The 20,513-nt window shown below is 68.1% G+C and carries 18 protein-coding genes and 1 other RNA gene; 12 read left to right on the top strand and 7 right to left on the bottom strand.

Annotated elements, in window-relative coordinates; all coding sequences use genetic code 11:
- Positions 1-185: 185 nt before the first annotated feature.
- A complete protein-coding gene (locus Q0R23_RS12510) occupies positions 186-764 on the top strand; it encodes a GNAT family protein (RefSeq protein ID WP_293913510.1) in 579 nt (192 codons plus the stop codon).
- A gap of 158 nt (positions 765-922) precedes the next feature.
- Here Q0R23_RS12510 and tsaE read toward each other — a convergent pair whose 3' ends face one another.
- The 5 genes from tsaE to ssrA form a co-directional block, all read right to left on the bottom strand.
- Complete coding sequence (tsaE, locus tag Q0R23_RS12515) at positions 923-1,342, bottom strand: tRNA (adenosine(37)-N6)-threonylcarbamoyltransferase complex ATPase subunit type 1 TsaE (protein WP_293913512.1); 420 nt, start codon at positions 1,340-1,342, stop codon at positions 923-925.
- A 186-nt stretch (positions 1,343-1,528) separates the two neighbouring features.
- Positions 1,529-3,460: a hypothetical protein gene (locus tag Q0R23_RS12520; protein WP_293913513.1), complete on the bottom strand. Its 1,932-nt coding sequence runs from the start codon at positions 3,458-3,460 to the stop codon at positions 1,529-1,531.
- Between the two features lie 87 nt (positions 3,461-3,547).
- The gene (locus Q0R23_RS12525) at positions 3,548-5,179 is read right to left on the bottom strand and encodes a hypothetical protein (RefSeq protein WP_293913514.1); all 1,632 of its coding nucleotides are present in this window, start codon (positions 5,177-5,179) and stop codon (positions 3,548-3,550) included.
- The gene (locus Q0R23_RS12530) at positions 5,176-6,465 is read right to left on the bottom strand and encodes a hypothetical protein (protein WP_293913515.1); all 1,290 of its coding nucleotides are present in this window, start codon (positions 6,463-6,465) and stop codon (positions 5,176-5,178) included. Before Q0R23_RS12530 ends, Q0R23_RS12525 begins: the two co-directional genes overlap by 4 nt.
- A 134-nt stretch (positions 6,466-6,599) precedes the next feature.
- Positions 6,600-6,959, bottom strand: a transfer-messenger RNA (tmRNA) gene (gene ssrA, locus Q0R23_RS12535).
- 149 nt (positions 6,960-7,108) lie between these two features.
- Here ssrA and dprA point away from each other — a divergent pair.
- Entirely contained in the window at positions 7,109-8,197 is a 1,089-nt protein-coding gene (gene dprA / locus Q0R23_RS12540) for a DNA-processing protein DprA (protein WP_293913516.1), read from the top strand.
- 223 nt (positions 8,198-8,420) lie between these two features.
- Here dprA and Q0R23_RS12545 read toward each other — a convergent pair whose 3' ends face one another.
- Both Q0R23_RS12545 and Q0R23_RS12550 read right to left on the bottom strand, forming a co-directional pair.
- Entirely contained in the window at positions 8,421-8,789 is a 369-nt protein-coding gene (locus Q0R23_RS12545) for an HU family DNA-binding protein (protein WP_293913517.1), read from the bottom strand.
- 215 nt (positions 8,790-9,004) lie between these two features.
- Positions 9,005-9,730 carry a HesA/MoeB/ThiF family protein gene (locus Q0R23_RS12550; protein WP_293913518.1) on the bottom strand — a complete coding sequence of 242 codons (726 nt, stop codon included), beginning with the start codon at positions 9,728-9,730 and terminating at the stop codon, positions 9,005-9,007.
- A 55-nt stretch (positions 9,731-9,785) separates the two neighbouring features.
- Between Q0R23_RS12550 and Q0R23_RS12555 the strand changes: the two genes are divergently transcribed.
- The 10 genes from Q0R23_RS12555 (at position 9,786) to Q0R23_RS12600 (ending at position 20,317) form a co-directional block, all read left to right on the top strand.
- The gene (locus tag Q0R23_RS12555; protein ID WP_293913519.1) at positions 9,786-10,259 is read left to right on the top strand and encodes a hypothetical protein; all 474 of its coding nucleotides are present in this window, start codon (positions 9,786-9,788) and stop codon (positions 10,257-10,259) included.
- A gap of 29 nt (positions 10,260-10,288) precedes the next feature.
- Positions 10,289-10,879, top strand: coding sequence for a glycerol-3-phosphate acyltransferase (locus tag Q0R23_RS12560; RefSeq protein WP_293913520.1), 591 nt, complete (start codon positions 10,289-10,291; stop codon positions 10,877-10,879).
- Positions 10,880-10,947: 68 nt separating this feature from the next.
- A complete protein-coding gene (locus Q0R23_RS12565; protein WP_293913521.1) occupies positions 10,948-13,059 on the top strand; it encodes a hypothetical protein in 2,112 nt (703 codons plus the stop codon).
- Positions 13,060-13,480: 421 nt separating this feature from the next.
- The gene (locus Q0R23_RS12570) at positions 13,481-15,202 is read left to right on the top strand and encodes a copper amine oxidase N-terminal domain-containing protein (RefSeq protein WP_293913522.1); all 1,722 of its coding nucleotides are present in this window, start codon (positions 13,481-13,483) and stop codon (positions 15,200-15,202) included.
- Between the two features lie 24 nt (positions 15,203-15,226).
- Positions 15,227-15,532 carry a hypothetical protein gene (locus tag Q0R23_RS12575; RefSeq protein ID WP_293913523.1) on the top strand — a complete coding sequence of 102 codons (306 nt, stop codon included), beginning with the start codon at positions 15,227-15,229 and terminating at the stop codon, positions 15,530-15,532.
- Between the two features lie 509 nt (positions 15,533-16,041).
- Complete coding sequence (locus Q0R23_RS12580) at positions 16,042-16,959, top strand: glycine betaine ABC transporter substrate-binding protein (RefSeq protein ID WP_293913527.1); 918 nt, start codon at positions 16,042-16,044, stop codon at positions 16,957-16,959.
- 91 nt (positions 16,960-17,050) lie between these two features.
- Positions 17,051-18,241: an ABC transporter permease gene (locus Q0R23_RS12585; RefSeq protein ID WP_366520432.1), complete on the top strand. Its 1,191-nt coding sequence runs from the start codon at positions 17,051-17,053 to the stop codon at positions 18,239-18,241.
- Between the two features lie 126 nt (positions 18,242-18,367).
- Positions 18,368-19,309 (top strand): ABC transporter ATP-binding protein, encoded by a 942-nt coding sequence (locus Q0R23_RS12590; RefSeq protein WP_293913524.1) that lies wholly within the window; start codon positions 18,368-18,370, stop codon positions 19,307-19,309.
- Between the two features lie 68 nt (positions 19,310-19,377).
- A complete protein-coding gene (locus Q0R23_RS12595; RefSeq protein ID WP_293913529.1) occupies positions 19,378-20,043 on the top strand; it encodes an ABC transporter permease in 666 nt (221 codons plus the stop codon).
- A gap of 34 nt (positions 20,044-20,077) precedes the next feature.
- Positions 20,078-20,317: a VF530 family protein gene (locus Q0R23_RS12600; RefSeq protein WP_293913526.1), complete on the top strand. Its 240-nt coding sequence runs from the start codon at positions 20,078-20,080 to the stop codon at positions 20,315-20,317.
- Positions 20,318-20,513 lie beyond the last annotated feature (196 nt).

Below are 20,513 nucleotides of genomic sequence, written 5' to 3' on the forward strand. Positions count from 1 at the left end.
GCAGTACTCCGAATTACGCCACGGGGAAAACAGCCTCCCCGCGCCTCCATTCTGCGTCCTACTCAGTCAAAACTACTCGCTCCGCTCGGTCATAAAAAGGGTCTTTTTATGACATCTGCTCTAAGCAGTTTATCTAGGCCATTTGGCGGCTGCTTTCCGAGCGTCCCAGGCGGCAGACTGGCCGGGTGAATTCTCCTTCGAGCCCGACCCTACCGGTACTGACCCTACCGGTACTGACCCTGCGCGACCAGACCGCCGCCGACCTGCCCACCTTGCACCGCTGGCTTCACGCCGAGGCTGAGCCACAGTGGCGCCGCTGGGACGGGCCGTACTTTCAGCGCAGCAAGCAGGAGCCGGTCACGTTTGAGGTTTACGCGGCGCGGGAAGCGGCTCAACCTGACGACGGGCACCAGCAGATTATCGCCCTGAACGGCGAGTGCATCGGCTTTATCAACCGCCACGAGGAGGCGCCCGTTGGTGGCGGCTGGTGGGAGCTGGGCATCGTTATTTTCGATCCGGCGTACTGGAGCGGCGGCTACGGCACGCGGGCGCTGGAGCTGTGGGTGACGACTACCTTCCGTGACACCGCCGCACATGTGTTCACGTTGACCACCTGGAGCGGCAATCTCCGCATGTGCCGCGCCGCCGAGAGGGTCGGCCTGCGCGAGTGCGCCCGCATTCCCGAAGCGCGGAGCTGGGATGGGCGGCGCTGGGACAGCCTCAAGTTCGGCGTGTTGCGGCGGGAGTGGGAGGAGCGGGCCTAGCGGCCAGGCGGGCTTTCGAGTTGCTTTTTTGGGCTTCAGCGCTGTGCGAATGCGTCTGCACCCCCACCCCCAGCGGGGTGAGTCGTAGACCTGCTTGCAGAGGGTAGGTGAGCACCGCTCATGCCCTTCCCACAAGCCGCAACCCACGCGCCTCCCCCTCACCTCACCCGCGTCACCCGTCTGCCCTCTTCCACATGCTCCAGCTCCAGCAGCCAGGCGTCAGGGAAGTCGGCGTAGAAAAGCTGGCCCCATTCGACGACGCTTACTCTCGCCTCGGCCATCAGGCGTTCCAGGTCCATCTCGTAGAGTTCCTGGGCATGACGGATACGGTAGGCGTCGATGTGGAGGGCGCCGCCCTGGGGCGTGGGGTAGAGCTGCATCAGGGCGTAGGTGGGGCTGAGCACCAGGCCGGTGAAGCCCAGCGCGGCGATCAGACCCTGGGTCAGCGTGGTTTTGCCCGCGCCCAGTTCGCCCTGCAAAAACAGCACCGCGCCGGGCGGCAGCGCAGGCAGCAGCGAGGCCCCCAAGTCGCGCTGGGCGTCGTCGCTGGTGAGGAGTCGGGTGTCGCCGGGCCGCATTCCGGCATCATAGCGAGTCGGTTCGCCCTGGCCCAAGCACAGGCAAACCACAGGTAGGCATAGACGATGGACCGCCCGCTCAAGTCACCTCCAGGCTGACCCGTTTGTCATCCTGAACGCGGTGAAGGATCTCGCCTTCAACCGGGAGACCCTTCGGTTTACTCAGCAACGACTGCCGATGTTGCCTCAGTCCGGATACAGCCCGTGCCGGTCCCTGGCCTGCTCCATGTTCTCGCCGCGTGTGGCGCGGTGGCCCCCGGCGTGCGGCATCAGCAGCCAGACGCCCTCGGCGGTATCCAGGCGCACCTCGGCGTTGCCGATGGGGTCGGGCAGTTCGGCGAGCTGGGCGCTGAGACGGGCCAGCGACCAGGCCTGCGGATCGGGGGCGCCGCGCAACACCGTGCCGCCGCGCAGCTCCCAGAGCCCTTCGGGCAGCGGCGGCAGGGTCACGATAGGCGCGTCGCTCTCACTGAAGCTGAACACGTCGAGCAGTCCGGCCAGGGCGTCCTCGCCGAACTGGGCGGTGACGTTGCGGGCGGTCTCGAATTCGGCGCGGGCCTCGCCCAGCATGGCCTCAGACTCGCCCAGCACCTGAACGTAGCGGGCACGGCCCTCGGCGGAGAGCTGCTTGAGGTTCAGGTGGGCGCGCAGGGTGTCGGCCAATCTGCCGAGTTGCGAGATGGTCTCGCCCGCCAGGTGACGGTACTGGCTGTATTCGTCGAGCACGCTCCGGGCGCGGGTATCGAAGCCCTCGCGCTCCTGGGCGGCCTGACCCTTGCGCTGGTCGATGACGGCCCACAGCGCACTCAGGTCGGCGTTCTCGCCGCGCTCCAGGGCCGAGGCCGCACTCGCCAGATCGCCCTGAAGGCCCTCGATGACCGGCAGATCGCGGGCGGCCTGCTCAATTTCGATCAGCTCGCGCTGGCTTTCCAGGGCGTCCTCGGCGCTCTCACCCCCGGCCCGCTCCAGCACCGGCACGCTGCGGCCCAGCAGCCGGAGTTCGTCGGTGGCCAGGCTGCCGGAATCCAGCAGGCCACGCGCCACGGCGGCGCTGAGCTGGGCCTGCTGCACCGGGCGGTGTGAAGCGTCGAAGGCGGCCAGACGGGTTTCCAGCGCGGCCAGCTCGCCTTTCTGGACGTCGAGCACTCTGCCCTGCGAAGTCTCCAGACGGCTGCGCAGCGACACGAAGCGTTCCTCGCCGAGCAGGTGGCCGCCCTCCAGGCGCTCCTTGGCGGCCTGCATCTCCAGTTCCGAGGCCGGATCGACGCGCAGCAGCGGGGTGAAGTCGCGGCTCAGGTCGGCCAGGGCACGCAGCTCGTGGGCGCGGTCCATCTCGCGCAGGCGCTGCACGGTCTCGTCGCTCGATACCGCCGGGCCACCGTCCGCCGTCAGGCCCACCACCGAGGAGGCCACCAGCTTGCGCAGGTCCAGCGTCAGGCTGCGGGCGCGGTCCACCTCGGAGGGCAGCAGGGCGCCGCTTTTCTGGGCCGCCTCGATGCTCTGGATCAGGCCGCCCAGGCGCCGCACCTTGGGACCGCCCACGCCCTCGACCCGCACCAGGCCCGCCCGCAGGTCGGCCAGGTCGCTTTCCTGCACCACCAGCGCCTCGGCCAGCCGCTGGGCCAGGCCCTCGCGGATCTCGTCGCCTTCCAGCAGCAGCTTGGGCGGCAGGTGCTTGCCGAGTTCGAGTTCGCTGCGCAGCACGCCCACCAGTGCCCGCAGACGTTTGACCTCCGGCCAGTCGAAGTACAGTGAGTAGCTCTTGAGGCTGTCTTCCAGGCTGGCGATCTGGGCGGTCTGCTCGGCGGAGGGCGTATTGGCCGCGCTGGCCACGTCCTGAGCCGCCTCGGCAGGGATCTGGTTGCCCGGTGTCTGGTTGCCCGGTGTTTGGGCGCTCAGTTCATTCAGCACTTCCTCGATGCGGCGCTTGGCCAGCGAGGCAGGCACGGTCGCCTGGAGGCGGCGAAACACGTCGCGCTTGAGAATGTCGGCGAGCTGGGGCTGGGTGAGCTGCCCGGCTTGCAGTCCACGGTCCTGGGCGGCGCTCTCGATTACGCGCTCCAGCGCCCGCGTCGAAACCAGGTCGCCCAGACGGCGAACAGCTTGGTGGTAGGGCATGCGGCACTCCTCGGAGAAAGAAAGCGGAGAATCAGGGTCGGAAATTCAGGAAGATGAATCAGGAAGGTGAGGAACGGCGGCCTCCGCTCAGAGTTCCTCGTCCCACTCCAGGCTGCTGTGGGTCTCGTTCACCGAGGGCTTGGCGGTGCCCAGCAGCCCGAACTGGACGCACAGCCCCCGGAAGCCGTAGGTCAGCGCCGCCAGCGCGGCGGCCAGGCTCAGCACCCAGACGGGGCCGCCCAGGGCGTTCTGGGTCAGGGTCAGGTTGCCCAGGCTGCGCAGGGCGCCCAGGTTAGCGAGGTCGCCGACGAAGCCCAGAAATCCGGCCAGGCCCTCAAGCAGCGCGGGCAGCAGCAAGCAGATCAGCCCGGCCAGGACCATGCGCCAGTAGGGATTGCGGTTGCCGAAGGCCAGGTTGAGCAGATGCAGCGGATAGACGGCCAGGGCGCTGAGCAGCAGGAAAATAATGGCCCGCAGGCCACCGCCGAAGCTGCGCGACACGTCCGCTGAGCTGGAGCGCAGCGCGGAGCCCGGCTGGGCGGTGGCCTGGGCCTCGGTGTTGCGCAGCTCGCCGATCAGCGACTGCACGTCGCTGGGGCGCAGGCCGCTGCGCACACCGGCGGCGCTGATGTCCGAGACCAGGCTGCCGTAGCCCGCCGCGCTGCCCAGCGCCCTGGCCTGGCCGAGCGCCTGGCTGGCGGCGCTCAGGGCGGCGCGGGCACCCGGCTGGTCGGCCACCGAGGCGGCGGCGAGGGCGCGGCCCAGGGCGGCGTACACGGCGTCTGTGTTGCCGATGCTGGTGTTGCCGATGCTGGTGTTGCCGTTACCCGCGCTGCCGGTGTTGGTCGGAGGCTGGCTGGTCGGGGGCACCGCCGGGTCAGGCTGGGTGTTCGAGGGCGGAGCAGGTACGCCGCCGTCCGTCGGCGCAACCACGGTGCTGCCGGGCACATTGAGCGGCGCGGCGCCCTGCGAGACGCGCACGAAGTTGGCCGCGCCGGAGCGGAGCGCCTGGAGGTTGCTGCGGGCACCGGTCAGGTCACCACCGGTCAGGGCACTGAGGGCACCCGCAAACTGGGCACTCTGCACGTTGCTGGCCCCCGGAGCGTCCTGCACGGCGGTAAACCAGCTCGCGGCGCGGGTCAGGTTGAGGTAGGCCGCCTGGCGGTCCGTCAGATTGACGGCGCCCAGGTAACCCTGGACCTTGCGGGCGGCGGCCTGCTGGAGCAGACGCCCGGCCTGCGCCGCGTTGCCGCTACTCGCCGATTTCAAAAAGGCGGCGGCGCCGTTGCCGCTCAGGCCGAATTCCTCGGCCAGCACCCGGCTCTGATCCTGGGCAGCGGCGGGCGCGGTGGCGAGCTGGGCGGTGGTCTGGCCATACAGCACCGCCCGCATCAGGCCGCGCGCCTGGGTGATCTGGGCTTCGAGGTCGGCGGGGGTGCGGGCCAGCGCGGCGCGTGAGGCCGAGAGGCTGTCTTCCAGGCCCTGAGCCAGCGGCAGGCTGCGAATGGTGGGCTTGAGGCGTTCCAGCGCCTGCTGGGCCGTTTCCAGGTCGGCCAGGCTGCGGGCCTTGGAAAAAGGCCGGTCCTGCACCGCCTGGTTCAGGGCGCCCTTCATCTGGCGGTAGGCGTCGAGGTTTTGCGCCCCGGCGGTGGGCAGCGCGGCGGCGCCGAGCAGGGCCAGGGTCAGCAGGCCAGAACGCTTCAGGCCAGCGCACTTCATGCCGCGACCTCGATCTGCTGGAGTTCGCCGAGCAGGCGGCCCACATTGATGTCGCCGCGAGCCAGCAGGGCCACGCAGTAGCTGCCCACCACCCGCATGCAGACCGTGGCGCTGCCCAGGTTGGCGCTGATGAGCCGCAGCTCGCGCTGACGCAGCAGCAGGGCGGTGGCGGCCACCACGCTGCCGAGTTGCGGCGCACCCTGGGGAGCCCGCACGTTGAGCACCTGGCCGCTGGTGGTGCACAACACCACGGTCTGGACCCCGGCGTGGCGGGCCAGCTCGGAGAGCAGCGCGTCCTGGCCTTTGGTGCTGGTCAGGTCGTAGCGCTTGGCGGCAGCTTGCAGGTGGTTGTAGTCCGGGTCGCTGAACTCGAAGTCGTCGGCACTGAAGTTCTCGGCGCTGAAGTTCTCGGCGCTGAAATTCTCGGCGCTGGGTTCGTCTTGCGGTTCAACTGCTGACTGTTTACCTACTGATTTGCCTACCGACTGCTCGCCTGGCGCCTGATTGCCCGGTACCTGGGTGACCGCTGCCTGATTGACCACTGTCTGGGTGACCGCTGTCTGGGCGGCGACGATCTGAGCCGGGACGCTGGGGGTCGGCACGGCTGGACCTGGCGCTGCGACTCCCGTTTTAAGGAGCGGCGCGGCCAGGCTGGCCCCGGCGTCCTCGTCGCCGAAGACGTCGGCGCGGAAATCGGCGGTCAGTTCGGCGGGCGGGCTGACCGGCACCGAGGGCGCAGGATTGCGGCCCAGCACGGCGCTGCTGGTCGGGTTGCCGAACGGCGCTTCGCTCACCTTGGGCATCAGCGAGGCGGTGCTGTCCTCGGCGTCCTGGCCGGGGCGGTCACTCGGAGCGGCCATCAGGTGCGGCTGCCGGGAAACCGAGCTGTAGGGTTGGGTGTTGGCCTGGGCGTACATCTGGGCATACGAGGGGTCATAAGCAGCATGTTCGAGTTCATTGTCACTCCAGGCGGTGTCTTTGCCGTCTTCCTGATCCCAGATGACCGTGCGGGCGTTCTGGTTGCTGAGGGTGGGGGCTTTGGGGTCGAGTTGAGCCAGGCGGCGCGAGATGGTGCGGAGGTTGTCTAAGGTCGAGGTGCCGGGCATGATCTGAGAAATTCGGCGTTCCAGCGGGCCGGAAAGTACCCGCTGCATCTCACGGGCCGTGACGGTATCGGGGGAAAAGTCGAGGTCGCGCAACGCCGAGAGCAGCAGTGTCTCGGCGGCGCGGCCCGACACCACGGTTGACAGAGACTGCACGGTAAGCACAAACACGGGAGTGGCCATACGTTCCGGCGAGTATAGAAAGCCCCCGCTTACACCTTTCTCTCAAGCGGCTCGGCAGGCCAGGTCACCGAACCCGTCACCGCTTTCAAACGCCGAGCGCCGCCCCGTTTCCGGAAGGCGGCGCTCGGCGGTGTTGGTGGAGGCGGAGAGAGTCGAACTCTCGTCCGAAAACCCATTCAGCGTGCGTCTACATGCTTGTTTCGCAGGTTTGGTTGTCGAGCGCCGGGCCGTATGCGAACGCACTGCCCGAAACCTTACATCCGCTTATCTTCGCCGTCGGCTACGGACGCTCGCCTGGGCTAGCCATCTTTTAAGTCAGTTCGCACGGCGCCAATGGCGGGGCTACGTGGTCACTGCGCTGTCAATTAAGCAGCGTAAGCGTACTGCATTTCTTGGTTGCCAGGTAAATGGCTTTGCCGTTTGTTAACGAGGCCCACGGCACCTCGGCATGCAACACGTCCTTCAGAGATCCCCGTCGAAACCGGATCGCCCCCAGACCCCTTCAGTTTACACCTTCGCGGCCCGGTCTGCCTTGAGCAAATGGCTTAGCAAATGGCTTACGTCGCCTCACCGAATCGTCGGCGGCAGGCGTCAGCGGTGGGTGTCGGAAAGCTGTCAGGCGCCTGCGCTTACCCTGGTGCCCGTGACTGGCCATGAGCATAGCCCCGACCCCGAACTGATCGCCCTGCTGACCCTGCGCTTCACGCCGGGGCTGGGGCCTCGCCGCATCGAGAGCCTGCGGCGTCATTTCGGCTCGGCGGTGGAGGTGCTGGCCGCGCCCCTGATGCGGCTGCGCGAGGTGCCGGGGCTGGACGTCAAATCGCTCTCGGCCATCGGTACACCGGGCCTGAGCCTGAAAGCCGAGCAGGAACTCGCCCGCGCCCATGAGGCCGGAGTGCAGGTGCTGGGCCGGGGCCTGGACGGCTACCCCAGCGCCCTGGAGGCCCTGCAAGACCCGCCCCCGGCGCTGTGGGTGCGCGGCGCCGACCTGCCGCTGGAGACCGTGCCGCGCGCCGTGGGCATCGTCGGCACGCGGGCGGCCAGCGAGCACGCCCTCAAGTTCACCCGCCACCTCTCAGGTGGCCTGGCCCGCGCCGGGGTCAACGTGGTCAGCGGCCTGGCACGCGGCATCGACAGCGCGGCGCACCAGGCCGCCCTGGACGCGGGCGGGGTCAGCACGGCGCTGCTGGGTTGCGGCGTGGACATCATCTACCCCGCCGAGAACGCCCGGCTGGCCGCCCGCCTGACCCTGGTGAGCGAGTACCCGATGACCACCCGGCCCGCCACCCACCATTTTCCGCAGCGCAACCGCCTGATCGCCGCGCTCTCGGCGGGCTCGGTGATCGTGGAGGGCGACCTGAAAAGCGGCGCCATGATTACCGCCACCCACGCGCTGGAATGTGGGCGCACGGTCTTCGCGGTGCCGGGTCGGGCCGGTGAGGCGCTGAGCGCCGGGCCGCACCGGTTGCTGCGCGAGGGCGCGGTGCTGACCGAGCACGCCGACGACGTGCTCCAGGAACTCGGCTGGGGCCAGGCTCCGGCGGCCCAGGCCCAGGGGCTGACGCCGGAGCAGGCGCTGGTCTACGCCGCCCTGCCCGACATCGGCGCCTCGCTGCTCGACGACGTGATGTCGCGCAGTGGCCTGAGCGCCAGTGAAACCCAACTGGCCCTGACCATGCTCAACCTGTGCGGACTGATCGAGGAGCGCGGCGGGCGGTACTTGCGGCGCTGAGGCCACCGAAGTTGCCACTACAAGCCAATAAACCACCACAAGCTCACAAAACCGCCGCCCCCCAGTTCGGAGAGCGGCGGCCCCAGCTAACGCTCCGTTTAGAGCAGATGTCATAAAAAGACCCTTTTTATGACCGAGCGGAGCGAGTAGTTTTAACTGAGCAGGACGCAGAATGGAGGCGCGGGGAGGCTGTTTTCCCCGTGGCGTAATTCGGAGTACTGCTCTAGAGGTTGCCCTTGAGCGTGCTGGCGACCTTGAAGCGAACCTTTTTACCGGCGGGAATGGTGATCTTCTCGCTGGTGCCGGGGCGCACGCCCTGGCGGGCCGCCGTTTTGGCGACGCTGAAGGTGCCCAGGCCGGGCAGACCGACGCTCTTGCCGTCCTTGAGCGCCTCGACGATCACATCGAGCATCACCGCGACGGACTCGCCAGCCTGCTTCTTGTTCAGGCTGGTGCGGTCAGCAACGGTGTCGATGATCTGGGTCTTGGCGATCTTCTCGCTGGTCTCGGCAGCGGGTTTCTTGGCGGCGGCGGCGGGAGCCTTCTTGGGCGCAGCCTTAGCGGGCGCAGCAGCTTTGGTACTTTTAGCCATGTGATACCTCCAGAAGTTGAAGTCCGGCGCACTTGCTCCCGGCTCGAAAAAGACAGTAACACACATTTGCGGCGGTGTGAACGCCTGGGCGTCGGCTGGCAGGCACCCCAGGCCGCTTTAGCGCTGTCACTGGCAGGACAAAAAGCTGCAAAAATCGGAAATTCAGCGTGCTAGACAGTATTTATCTATTAGCAAAACATGTGAAAAGAGTTAATTTATGTCTGGGATGAAATAGGCTCCCGCAGACGCACGATCCGCACCCGTGCGCTCAGGGCGTCGTATGTCCAGAGCTGACCGGAGAGGGTATCCGGGTGGTCGCTCAGCACCTTGAGGGCTTCCATCGCCATGACGCTGCCGACCACGCCGGTCAGCGGCCCGGCCACGCCCACCTCGGCACACGACTCGGCACCGCCCGGCGTGGGAAACACCTCGCGCAGCCCCCAGCGCGGCCCGAACACGCTGACCATGCCTTCCAGGGCACTCGCCGCGCCCCAGACCCAGGGCAGACCCGCCGCCCGGCACTGGTCGTGAATCAGGTAGCGGGCGGCAAAATTGTCGGTGGCGTCGATGACCAGATCGGTGCCGACCATGAATTCAGGGGCGTTGTCTTCGGTCAGCTCAGGTAACGCCCGCACCCGCACGAACGGGTTGACCGCCTGGGCGCGGGCGGCGGCGACCCCGGCCTTGCTCCGGCCCACATCGGCCTGGGTGTAGAGCGTCTGGCGGTGAAGGTTGCTGAGCGCCACCGTGTCGCTGTCGGCGATGCGCAGCTCAGCCACGCCCGCTCCGGCCAGGTAGGCAATCACCGGGCAGCCCAGCCCGCCCGCGCCGACCACCAGCACGCGGGCAGCGCTCAGCCGCTGCTGGTGCGCCTCAAACTCCGGCAGCAGCATCTGGCGGCCATAGCGGCGCAGCTCGGCGCGGGAGAGGTCAGGCGTCACGCCAGCAGTCTAGAGCCAGGGTCCGGCCTGCATTCGGCGCCGGTACACTCTTGGCATGACTATCTGGGACGAGGCAGTGCAGCGCGGCATCCCTGGACGACTGGAGGCGGCCCGGCGCGGCGAGAACCCGACCGTGATCGCCCGGCTGGGCAGCGGCTGGGCGGTGCTGGGCGACTCACAGCTTCTGCTCGGCTACGGCCTGCTGCTGGCCGACCCTGAAGTGGCGAGTCTGGAAGCGCTGGACGCCTCACACCAGCTCGCCTTTCTGGCCGATATGGCCCGCCTGGGCCGGGCGGTGCAGGCGGTCACGAGTTGCGCCCGCGTCAATTATGCGGTGATGGGCAATACCGATCCGTACCTGCACGCCCATATCTGGGCACGTTACGATTGGGAGGAACCGGAACGCCGCGCCTGGCCGGTCTGGAACTATCCGGCACAGGAACGTGCTGCCCCCGGAGTGGCCTTCAACCTGGAGCGTCATGCGGGTCTACTCGAACAGTTGTGCGCCCAGCTTCAATCCCGGCCCTGATTCCTCACTCGCTCCCCTAGAATGGGGCCGTGACTGCCCTGACCACCTTGCTCGTGCTGCTCGCCGCCTACCTGCTGGGGTCGGTGGTCTTCGGCGTCATCTATTCGCACTTTCGCGGTGACGATGTGCGCGGGCGCGACATGCCGGGTGGCAGCGGCATGTTCCGGCAATACGGCCTGGCTGCGGCGCTGCTCATCACCGTGCTGGACATCCTCAAGGGCGTGCTGGCGGCGTACCTGGCACTGCGTTTCGCCCCCGGCTGGGCCTGGGCGGCGATGTTTCTGGTGATTATCGGGCACTGCTACCCGGTCTTTTTCCGCTTCAACGGCGGCGGCGGCATCGCCCCGATGCTGGGCGCCCTGCTGGTCACCGCGCCCTGGACGCTGCTGGTGATGGTGTCGATGTCGCTGATCGTGATGCCGCTCTACAAAGCCACCATCCAGAAGCGCGTGAAACTCAACGTCATTCCGTTCATGTCGGCGGTGGTGCTGCCGCTGAGCATCCTGGCCTCAATCTGGCTGGGCGGCACGCTGGCGCTCTTCGCGGGGGGGCTGGGCATGGCGGTGCGCTCGCTGCAACTGCTGATCGAGGACGGCAAGCTGGGGAGCAAGGCGGCGTGAAGCTGGGCTGGAACCGGCTTTGCTGGACACGGCTCGGCTGGACACGGCTGGTCGTCACCCGGGCGCTGTTGACTTCCAGTCTGGCTCTGAGCGGTCTGGCTTTGAGTGGTCTGGCTCTGAGCGGTCTGGCCCAGGGCGCCGCCGTGCTGGAGGGCCGCAGCCTGAACTTCGAGCTGAACGGTAAACCGGTGGGCAGTGCGCGTTTCCCGGCGGTACTGGGCGACATCAGCGGGCCGGTGGCGCAGAACGACACCACCTGGCTGGCGGTGGGACCGGCACTGTACGGTTTCACGGCGCGGGGCGTGGTCCGCACCCGGCTGGAATTTTCCAACGTCATCGGCGGTCTGGACGGCAGCGGCGGCCTGCTGCGGGTCACGGCGGGGCCGAGCGGCGCCCAGGACAGCTACACCGTCAGCCGCGACCGGATTCAGGAACGGGTCGTGTTCGTGCCCGACAAGGCGGTGACCAACTGGCTGGCCCAGGCCGCCGCGCTGGTGCCGGAGACGGCGCTCAAAGCCGCCGTAGCCCAGGACCCCACCAATCCCTTTCTGGCGCTGCGCTACGCGGCCCAGGCCAATGCGCGCGGCGACACCGTTACGGCGCTGGCCGAAACCCAGCGGGCCGCCAGCCTGGAGGTGCCGTTTCCGGCGGCGCTGAGTCTGGCCAGCCGCTTTGAGATGCTGGGCAACCCGGCAGCCGCCAATCTGCAACTCAGCCGGGCCGCCCGCGACTACGCCGAGCGCGGCTACGACCCGGCCCTGCCGGTCAGCCGCGCCGCCCTGAACGCCTACGGCGACCCGCTGGGCGAGGTCGAGATCCTGCTCTCGCGCTCCAACCTGGACCGCGCCGACGTCTGGATTCGTTATCTGCGCCAGGTCTCACCGCGCTTCGAGGGCGCGGCGGCGCTGTACCGGCGCTACGCCGAGCTGCTGGGCGCCCAGGGCCGCAGCGGCGAGGCCGAGGAGTGGCGGGCCTACGCGGCCTCGCTGGTCGGCGGCACGGTCTACAACCTGGGCGAATTTTCATTGCTGACCCTGCGCGACGCCGCCCGGCTTTGCGCCCTGGTGCTGCTCATCAGCGTCTGCGCCGCCTACCTGACGCTGAGTGCCCGCGCCTGGAGGGTGCAGGGGCAAGGCACCGCCGCGCTGGGGGGCCGCTACCTGAGCTGGCTGCGCCACCCACTCTCGCGGCTGCGGCGCAGCGTGCTGGCCTACGCCGGACTGGGCGAGAAGCTGATTGCGGTGGCGCTGCTCTCTGGGCTGCTCGTCTCGCTGTCGGCCTGGACCTGGGCGGCGCAGACGCAGGCCCGCCTTCAGGCTCCGGCGCTGGGCATCGGCACCTACGGCGGCGCCTGGTTTTACGGCGGTCTGGACGGGCTCGAACTGCGCCCAGGCGGCGGCGCGGCCCTGCTGCGTGGCCTGGCCGCCCAGCTCGACGGTGACGAGGCGGCGGCCCGCAGCTTGTACCAGGCGGGCGACGCTCCGCTGCCATGTAGCCAGAACAACCTCGGCGTGCTGGCCCAGAACCGGGGCGACAGCGTACAGGCCCGTGAGCTGTGGCGGGCTTCCCTCTCGGCGGCACCGGACCTGAGCGCCCCGGCCTACAACCTGGGCCTGCAACCCGGCGACCCCGAAGCCTCGTTTCAGCGGCTCTACCGCACCACACCCCGGCTGTGCTACCCCGATCAGCGCTCGCTGGTGCAGGCCCAGGGCGGCAGCCTGGCCGGGCAACTGCGCATGCTCGTCTTTAATCCCTGGCGCACCCTGATGGCCACCCCGACCACCTTTTCCGGCCCGGTGCAGGGCGCCTGGGCGCTGCTGCTGCTGCTGGCCTACGTCCTGTGCCTGCTGTGGCTGCTGACCCCCATACCCGAAGAAGCGCGGCGCACGGGTCGCCCGGCCCTGTTCCGGGCGCTGGCCCTGCTGCTGCCCGGCAGCGCCCTGCTCGACGGCGCCTGGGGCGTGGTGCTGCTGCTCGGCTGGGCGGCGGCCATCGGCGTGCTGCTGATAGGTCGGGGCGCCGTGCGGGTGCCGTATCTGCCCGGCCCGCTCAGCATGGGCGTGGTGCTGGCGCTGCTGGTGGTGGTCTACGCCCTCAACACCCTGGGCGTCGCCTTGCAGGAGGTCGGCCACCGCCGGGGGCGCCGCGCCGCGCTGGACGGTGGGCTCGGCGGGCGGTGAAGCCGGGGTTGGTGGGCAGATGGGCTGGACGAACGAACAGCGACATGCTACGCGCCAGATTCACCGCGCTGAAGTCTCTGACCCAAACGATGCTATTACCGTCGATGTTGTTACCGTCGGTCAGGAGGATGGGCCAACAGGCCAAGGTCAAACAGGTCAAGGTCAATCGACATCAATCATTTGTTTCCGACGACTGACGAGCTTGCACTCATCCAGCCGAACCGGCTTTGTGCTCCGGCTTACGCTTCTCGGTTACGATTCGCCCGGACCAGGCAAAAGCAGATGACCGCCCCAGACCCCCCGTGCCCGGCGGCCAGACGCTCTGGAGCCGGTCAGGGCGGCGTCACTGTTCCTGACAAAGTGACAGAATGGTGAAGAATGCTGGCAGATTACCGTCAGATTGGCTGACTATACTCACCGGATGCGCAAGCTTTCACATTCTCTTCTCATCTTTCTGGCGCTGCTGGGCACGCTGGGCACTCAGGCCAGGGCGGCCTCGGCGGCTCAGCTTCAGGCCAGCACCGACCAGGTGGCCGCGCTGCTCAACGGCGAGGCAGCCCGGCTGCGCAACCCGCCCCGGCTGATCGCGGGCCGCACCATGCTGCCGCTGCGCGAGGTGGCGGGGCTGCTGGGCCAGGTGATCCGCGAGAACGGCAGCCAGTGGCAGCTCGGACGCCTGAGCATCGACAGCGCCGCGCCGAGCGTGCGGCTGGGTGACGTAAACCAGCCGGACGGCAGCGTGGCCTACCAGGGTGACGTGCTCTACATCGGCGCCCGGCTGCTGGCCGACGGCCTGGGCGCCAACCTGAGTTTTTCCGACGACGCCCGCAACCTGAGCCTGACCGCGCTGCCCGCAGGCGGCGACCCGCTCAGCCCCCAGGCCCGCTTCAGCACCGACAAGAACGTCTACGCGCCCGGCGAGAAGGTCGTGTACACCGAGTACGCCTTCGACCCCGACGGCGCCGATATCGTCAGCCGCAAGTGGAGCGGCAGGCAGGACGTGTACTTTCAGCCGGGGCGCTACACGGTGGGTTTGCAGGTGACCAACGCCCGTGGCCTGGTCAGCACGCCGTATTCGCGCGTCCTCAACGTGGTGGGGCAGCCCATCGACACGCCGATTTCCTACGCCCTCAAGTACGCCGAACCCGGCGAGAGCTTTCCCGACGCCGGTGTCAACACGTATCCGCTGGTCAGGGCGGTGGCCGTGCCCGCCCCGGCCATGCCGCTGCTGGTCTCCAACAGCCCGGAGGCACCCAACCGCAGCGGCGTGCTGTACCAGGACAGCGTGTCGGGCAAGGCCAGGTTGCTGGCGTATCACCTGAATACCCTCAGCAAACCGGCCCGGCTGTACGTGGTGGCCCGCAACCTGGAAGCCAAAACCACCGACGTGATTACCGAGCGCTCCGGCGAAACGGCGCCGACCCGCATCGAGAGCGTGCTGGGCCAGGTCACGCTGCTCGATTACTTCGCGGGCAGCGAGAACCGCCGCGTGAGCGTGGCGCCCGGCGAGAGCGTGGCGGTCTACGCCAGCCCGACCCTGAGCCCCGGCAGCGGCGTGAACCTGCTCCAAGACATCAACACCACCGGGCGCGTCGAGCTGACCTTCGCGCTGATCGAGGACGGGCTGCCGCCGACCAGCGCGGTGCTGCGCCAGTTGCCGTACCTGGTCAGCGACGCCAGGCATGTGCGCGGCACCTTCCAGGGCGCGGTGAAGATCATCCGTGCCCAGCTCCGCAGCCTGCCCGCCCGACTGGTCATCGGCGACGGTCAGATCGACCCGGCGCTGGTGGGCATCGACGCCACCAACGGGCGGCTGGTGCGCCTGAGCGGCAATTACGGCGTGCTCTACGACATCCAGATTACCGGCGCCACGGGCGCGGCGGTGGCCCTGAGCCCACGCGGCGGGCTGTACCGGGGCGCCATGAACGTGGGTGACGGCCCGATTCAGCAGACCGTCAAACTGCCGCGCAGCGGCTCGGCGCTGACCCCCGACGCCCCGACCATGCTGTGGCGAGCCGAGACCGATCAGCTCAACATCGGCTTCGTGCCCGCCAGCGGCAGCAACCTGCCGATCAGCCTGGTGTTCTACCAGACGCGGGTGCCCGGCGCCTTCGGCGGAACCATCAAGACCTACACGCCCTGATAGCGCGGTGATAGGGTCAGCGTCGTGAAAATTCGCTGGACTTCTCGCAGCGTGCGTGTGCGCATAGACGACCTGGAAGTGGCCGCGCTGCTCCGTGGAGAACGCCTGGACGCCCGGCTGGAGTGGCCCGGCGGTGGTTGGCCCGGCGGTGGTTGGAGTATGGTGCTCGACCCCACTGCCGACGGCGTGCAGGGCGAGGGCGGCCTGCTGCGCATCGGGCTGGCGTCGGAGCTGTCCCGGCTGGCCGACCCGAACACCGAGGGCGTGCGGCTCCCCGGTCCTCCCCGCGTGGATGTGGAAAAGGATTACCGCCCGGCGCATCTGAGCTGAGGCACGATCTGGGTTCTGATTCGAGGTTCCGCCTCAAGGTTCTATTTCAAGGTTGTGGTTCTAGGTTGTGGCCGTCTGGAACGCGGGCAGCGCCTCTTTGCACGAACGGCGTCAGCTCCGGTGTCAACATGAGAGCTTACCTTTAGGCTCCCTTGTCGTTCACTCCGGCGCCGGGGTGAGCTGAGTACCCTGCTGGATGTGTGACGGTCTGACCGGGCAGCCATGTGGCCTGATGGGGCAGGGTGGGTGCAAACCGGCGTCTGAACCCTCAGACCTGGCCCAACCTCCCTGATTGGGTTTCGTTCCAAGTCCCGCCCCCCACCCTCACCGCCCCTATTTTCGCCGTCCCATTATCGCTGGGCGCCGCGATCTGGTTATCCAGACGCCCCGCCCACCCTGCCCCACCGATCCACGTTCGTCCAGGCCGGATACACCCCGACCGGCCAAAGGGGACACCGATGAACACGACGCAGATGAACAAGACACCGATGAACAAGATGAAGATGACCATGAACACAACACTGACGCGCACGGCCCTGCTGCTGACCACTGCCGCCCTGATCGGCGCCGCCGCCGCCAAACCCATCACCGTGGGCGGCAAGCTCGACCCCGAAGCGCAGATTCTGGGCCAGATTATTTATTTGACCCTGAAAAACGCCGGGCTGGACGTGGCCGACAAAACGGCGCTGGGCGATACCGGCGTCAACCGCAAGGCCATCATGGCGGGCGAGATCGACGTGTACACCGAGTACACCGGCAACGCCGTGTATCTGTTTCCGGCGGCCAAGATCGGCGCCAAGCAGGCGGGCAACCCCGGCACCATCTACGGCCTGGCCCGTCAGCTCGACAGCAAGAACGGCGTGACCTGGCTGAAGCCCGCCAAAGTCAACAACACCTGGGTCATCGCCGTGCCGCAGGCCCTGGCCAGCGCCAACAAGCTCTCCAGCGTGGCTGATCTGGCGCGCTACCTCAAGGGCGGCGGCCAGTTCAAGATCGCGGGCAGCCCCGAATACTTCAACCGCCCCGACACCATGCCCGCCTTCGAGGCCGCCTACGGCTTCAAGCTCAGCGCCGATCAGAAGCTGGTGCTGGCTGGCGGCACCCCGCCCCAGGCCCAGCAGGCCGCATCACAGGGCACCAACGGCGTCAACGCCGCGATGGCCTACGGCACCGACGGCACGCTGAGTGCCCTCAAGATGGTGGCCCTCAAAGACCCCAAGGGCGCCCAGGCGGTGTATCAGCCTGCCCCGACCATCCGCAGCGAGATTCTGAAAGCCAACCCGCAGATCGCCGACCTGCTGAACAAGGCGTTTGCCAGCCTCGATCAGCCGACGCTGCAAAAGCTCAACGGCCAGGTCGCCCTGGAAGGCCGCAGCGCCCAGGACGTGGCGACGGCCTACCTCAAGTCCAAGAACCTGATCAAGTGACCGGGGCGGCCAGGAGTGCAGCGCGTGCTTCTGGCCGCATGGGGCTGGTCTGCCGGACCTATACGGAATTTATCGCGGCGCGGTGGACCTGGTGACGAGGGCAGCGGGAGAGCGGGTCTCCCCTGCCCTTTCGGCTGGAAGGCGGCTGAGCGGTGATCTCCAGGCGGTGCTGTGGCTGGGCGCCGCGCCGATGCTGACCAGCCTGCTGCTGCCCTGGGTGCTGCTGCGCCCCAACCGCCTGGCAGCCGGTGAGTTTCTGCGGTTGCCAGGCGCTCAGGCCGCACTCGGCGCCCTGCTGGTCATGGCCGCCGCGCTGAGTGGGCGCTTTCTGCCCCGCGCCGCGCCGCTGCTGGCCAGTCTGAGTTTGCTGACGGGCCTGTGGTGGCTGGGCGCTCAGACCACCACGGCTTTGACCGGGCAGGCCACCTTTGCGCGGGCCAGTGCCAGCAGCGGGCTGTGGCTGTGGCTGCTGGGCGGCGGCATTCTGGTGTACGGCGCCGGACTGGCCGCGCGGGGTATGGGCCGCCTTCAGGTGCTGCTGGCCTGGCTGTGGCTGCCTGGGCTGGTGCTGCTGGCGCTGATCGGTCATTTCGCGGACTGGTCGGTGATCGCCGAGTACCGGGTGCAGCGCTCCCGCTTCGGGCAGGAGCTGGGGCAGCACCTGAAACTCATTCTCAGTGCGCTGGGGCTGGCCGCCGTCATCGGGGCGCCGCTGGCGGTCTGGGCGTCCAGGAATGCACGGGTATCCGGCGTGGTCCTGGGCCTGGCGGGCGGCGTCCAGACGGTGCCGAGCCTGGCGCTGCTGGGCATGCTGATCGCGCCGCTGTCGTGGCTCGCCAACCACCTTCCGGCGCTACGCTCACTGGGAGTGAGCGGCATCGGCACGGCCCCGGCCCTGAGCGCCATGACCCTGTATGCCCTGCTGCCGGTGCTGCGCAACGGGGTCGTGGCCCTGCGCGGCGTCTCGCCGGGTGCTCTGGACGCCGCACGCGGCATGGGCATGACCGACAACCAGCGCTTCTGGCGCGTGCAACTGCCGCTGGCCCTGCCGGTCTGGCTCAGCGGCTTCCGGCAGGCGGCGGTGATGCTCGTTGGCGTCGCCAGCGTGGCCCAGCTTATCGGCGCGGGCGGGCTGGGCTACTTCATCTTCAGCGGCCTCCAGAGCGGCGCCGCCGACCTGATTCTCCTCGGCGCCGTCCCTGCCGCGCTGCTGGCGATTGGCCTGGACGCCCTGCTGCGCGGCCTGGAAGCGCTGCTGGGATCGAAGCTGGGGAAGGTGTGAGGGGGATGGGGCGCGGGGTGCGGTGCGCGGTACGCGGGGAAGTAGGTCGTGGGAAGTGGGAAGTGGGAACGGCGCTCGATCTTTTCCCACTTCCCACTCCCCACTTCCCACTTCCGAAGGAACATCATGATTGAACTCCGCCACCTGGAAAAACGCTACGACGATCCCGTCACCGGGCAGCCGTTCTACGCGGTCAGGGATCTGAGCTTGAGCTTTCCCGACGGCGAGATCACCGCGCTGCTGGGGCCGTCGGGCTGCGGTAAGACGACCACGCTACGGATGATTAACCGCCTGATCGAGCCGACGGGTGGGCAGATTCTGATCGGTGAACACGATGCCCAGAGCCTGAGGCCCGAAGAGTTGCGGCGGCAGGTGGGCTACGTCATCCAGCAGATCGGGCTGTTTCCGCATCTGAGTGTCGCCCAGAACGTCGCCACCGTGCCGGAGCTGCTCGGCTGGCCTAAAAGTAAGGTCCAGGCGCGGGTGCGCGAACTCCTGGCGCTGGTGGGCCTGGAGCCGGATTTGTTTGCTGGAAAGCGCCCCAGCGAACTCTCCGGCGGGCAGCAGCAACGGGTCGGTGTGGCGCGTGCCCTGGCCGCCGATCCGCCCGTGCTGCTGATGGACGAGCCCTTCGGTGCCCTCGACCCGCTGGCCCGCGACAAGTTGCAGGAAGCCTTCCGCGACATTCAGCAGAACCTCAAAAAAACCATCGTGATGGTCACCCACGACATCGACGAGGCGCTGAAACTGGGCGATAAGGTGGCGCTGATGGGCGCCGGAGCGCTGGAGCAGTTCGGCACGCCGGATGATCTGGTCCGCCGCCCGGTCAGCGAGTTCGTGCGGCAGTTTCTGGGCGAGGACGCCCTGCTGCGCCAGCTCGCGGGGGTGCCTGCGGGCCGCCTGGCCCGCCCCGGCGACGCTCATGGCCTGCCACAGATCAGCCAGGACCTCAACGCCCGCAGCGCTCTGAGCGTCATGCTGCGCGAACGGGTCGACACCCTGGCCGTCACCGACGAGAGCGGTCAGGTCAGCGGCGTGCTGTCGTGGTCGGACCTGGAGCGTGCCTGACGGTGTTGGCGGCGACCACCCGGCCCCGCCGTCCGCTGTGGCCCGCCCTCATCTGGCCCGCGCTGCTGATGGTCTGCCTGATTCCGGGGCTGCTGACGGGAACGGTGTCGCGCCTGACCGGCACCGAGATTCCCACACTGGGCACGCCGCTGTGGTCGCTGACGTTGCAACATCTGGGCTTGGTGCTGGTCGCCGAGGTCGTGGTGCTGCTGATCGGTGTGCCGCTGGCGGTGGTCGTCACCCGCCCTGGCCGCGCCGCGTTGATGCGGCTGGCGGAAGCCATCACCGGCCTGGGCCAGACCGTGCCGACGCTGGCGATCCTGGCGCTGGCGGTGCCGGTGCTGGGCTTCGGGGCGCCGCCGACCCTGCTGGGCCTGTTTCTGTACGGCCTGGTGCCGGTGGTGTCGAACGGCATCGCGGGATTGCTGGCCGTCGATCAACCCACGCTGGACGCCGCACGTGGCATGGGCATGACCGACGCTCAGCGGCTGCGGCGCATCGAGTTGCCGCTGAGCCTACCGGTGCTGATGGCGGGCGTGCGGACCAGCGCGGTCTACAACGTCGGTACGGCGACCATCGGCGCAGCGCTGGGCACCGGCGGGCTGGGCACCCCCATTATTGAAGGGCTGTCGCAACAGAACACGGCGCTGGTCGTCATCGGGGCGCTGCTGGCCGCGCTACTGGCACTCAGCCTGGACGGGTTGCTGGGCCTGGCGGTGAGGGCGGAGGAGTGAGGCGAGCCGTGCCCCATGTCATATCCTCTGAACCATGACCTCACCAAACCCCCTCCACGGCGTCACGCTGGAGCAGATCGTGACCCGCCTGGCCGATTACTACGGCTGGGACGACCTGGGGCGGCGCATCAACATCCGCTGTTTTCAGGACCACCCCAGCGTGGGCAGCAGCCTCAAGTTTCTGAGGAAGACTCCGTGGGCGCGAACGAAAGTGGAAGAGTTGTATCTGTATATGCTGAGGAAGCATCGGTTGGAGTTTGGGGACGAGGCGTGAGCAAGTCGAAACTGACCCCTCAGGACAGCAAAACGCGGACGCCGAGCAATAATCTGGTGAATTCCAGTTGCTAGCGCACAGCGTGACCCGGAGGGGCTACGCTTTCTCTGACAAGGGAGAAACCATGTGCTACCAACGGATCACGCTGCCCCTACGGTACAAGATCGAAGCGCTCTATGAGGTGGGTCACTCCTGC

This window comes from Deinococcus sp. (genome assembly GCF_025362455.1).
Classification (GTDB): Bacteria; Deinococcota; Deinococci; order Deinococcales; family Deinococcaceae; genus Deinococcus.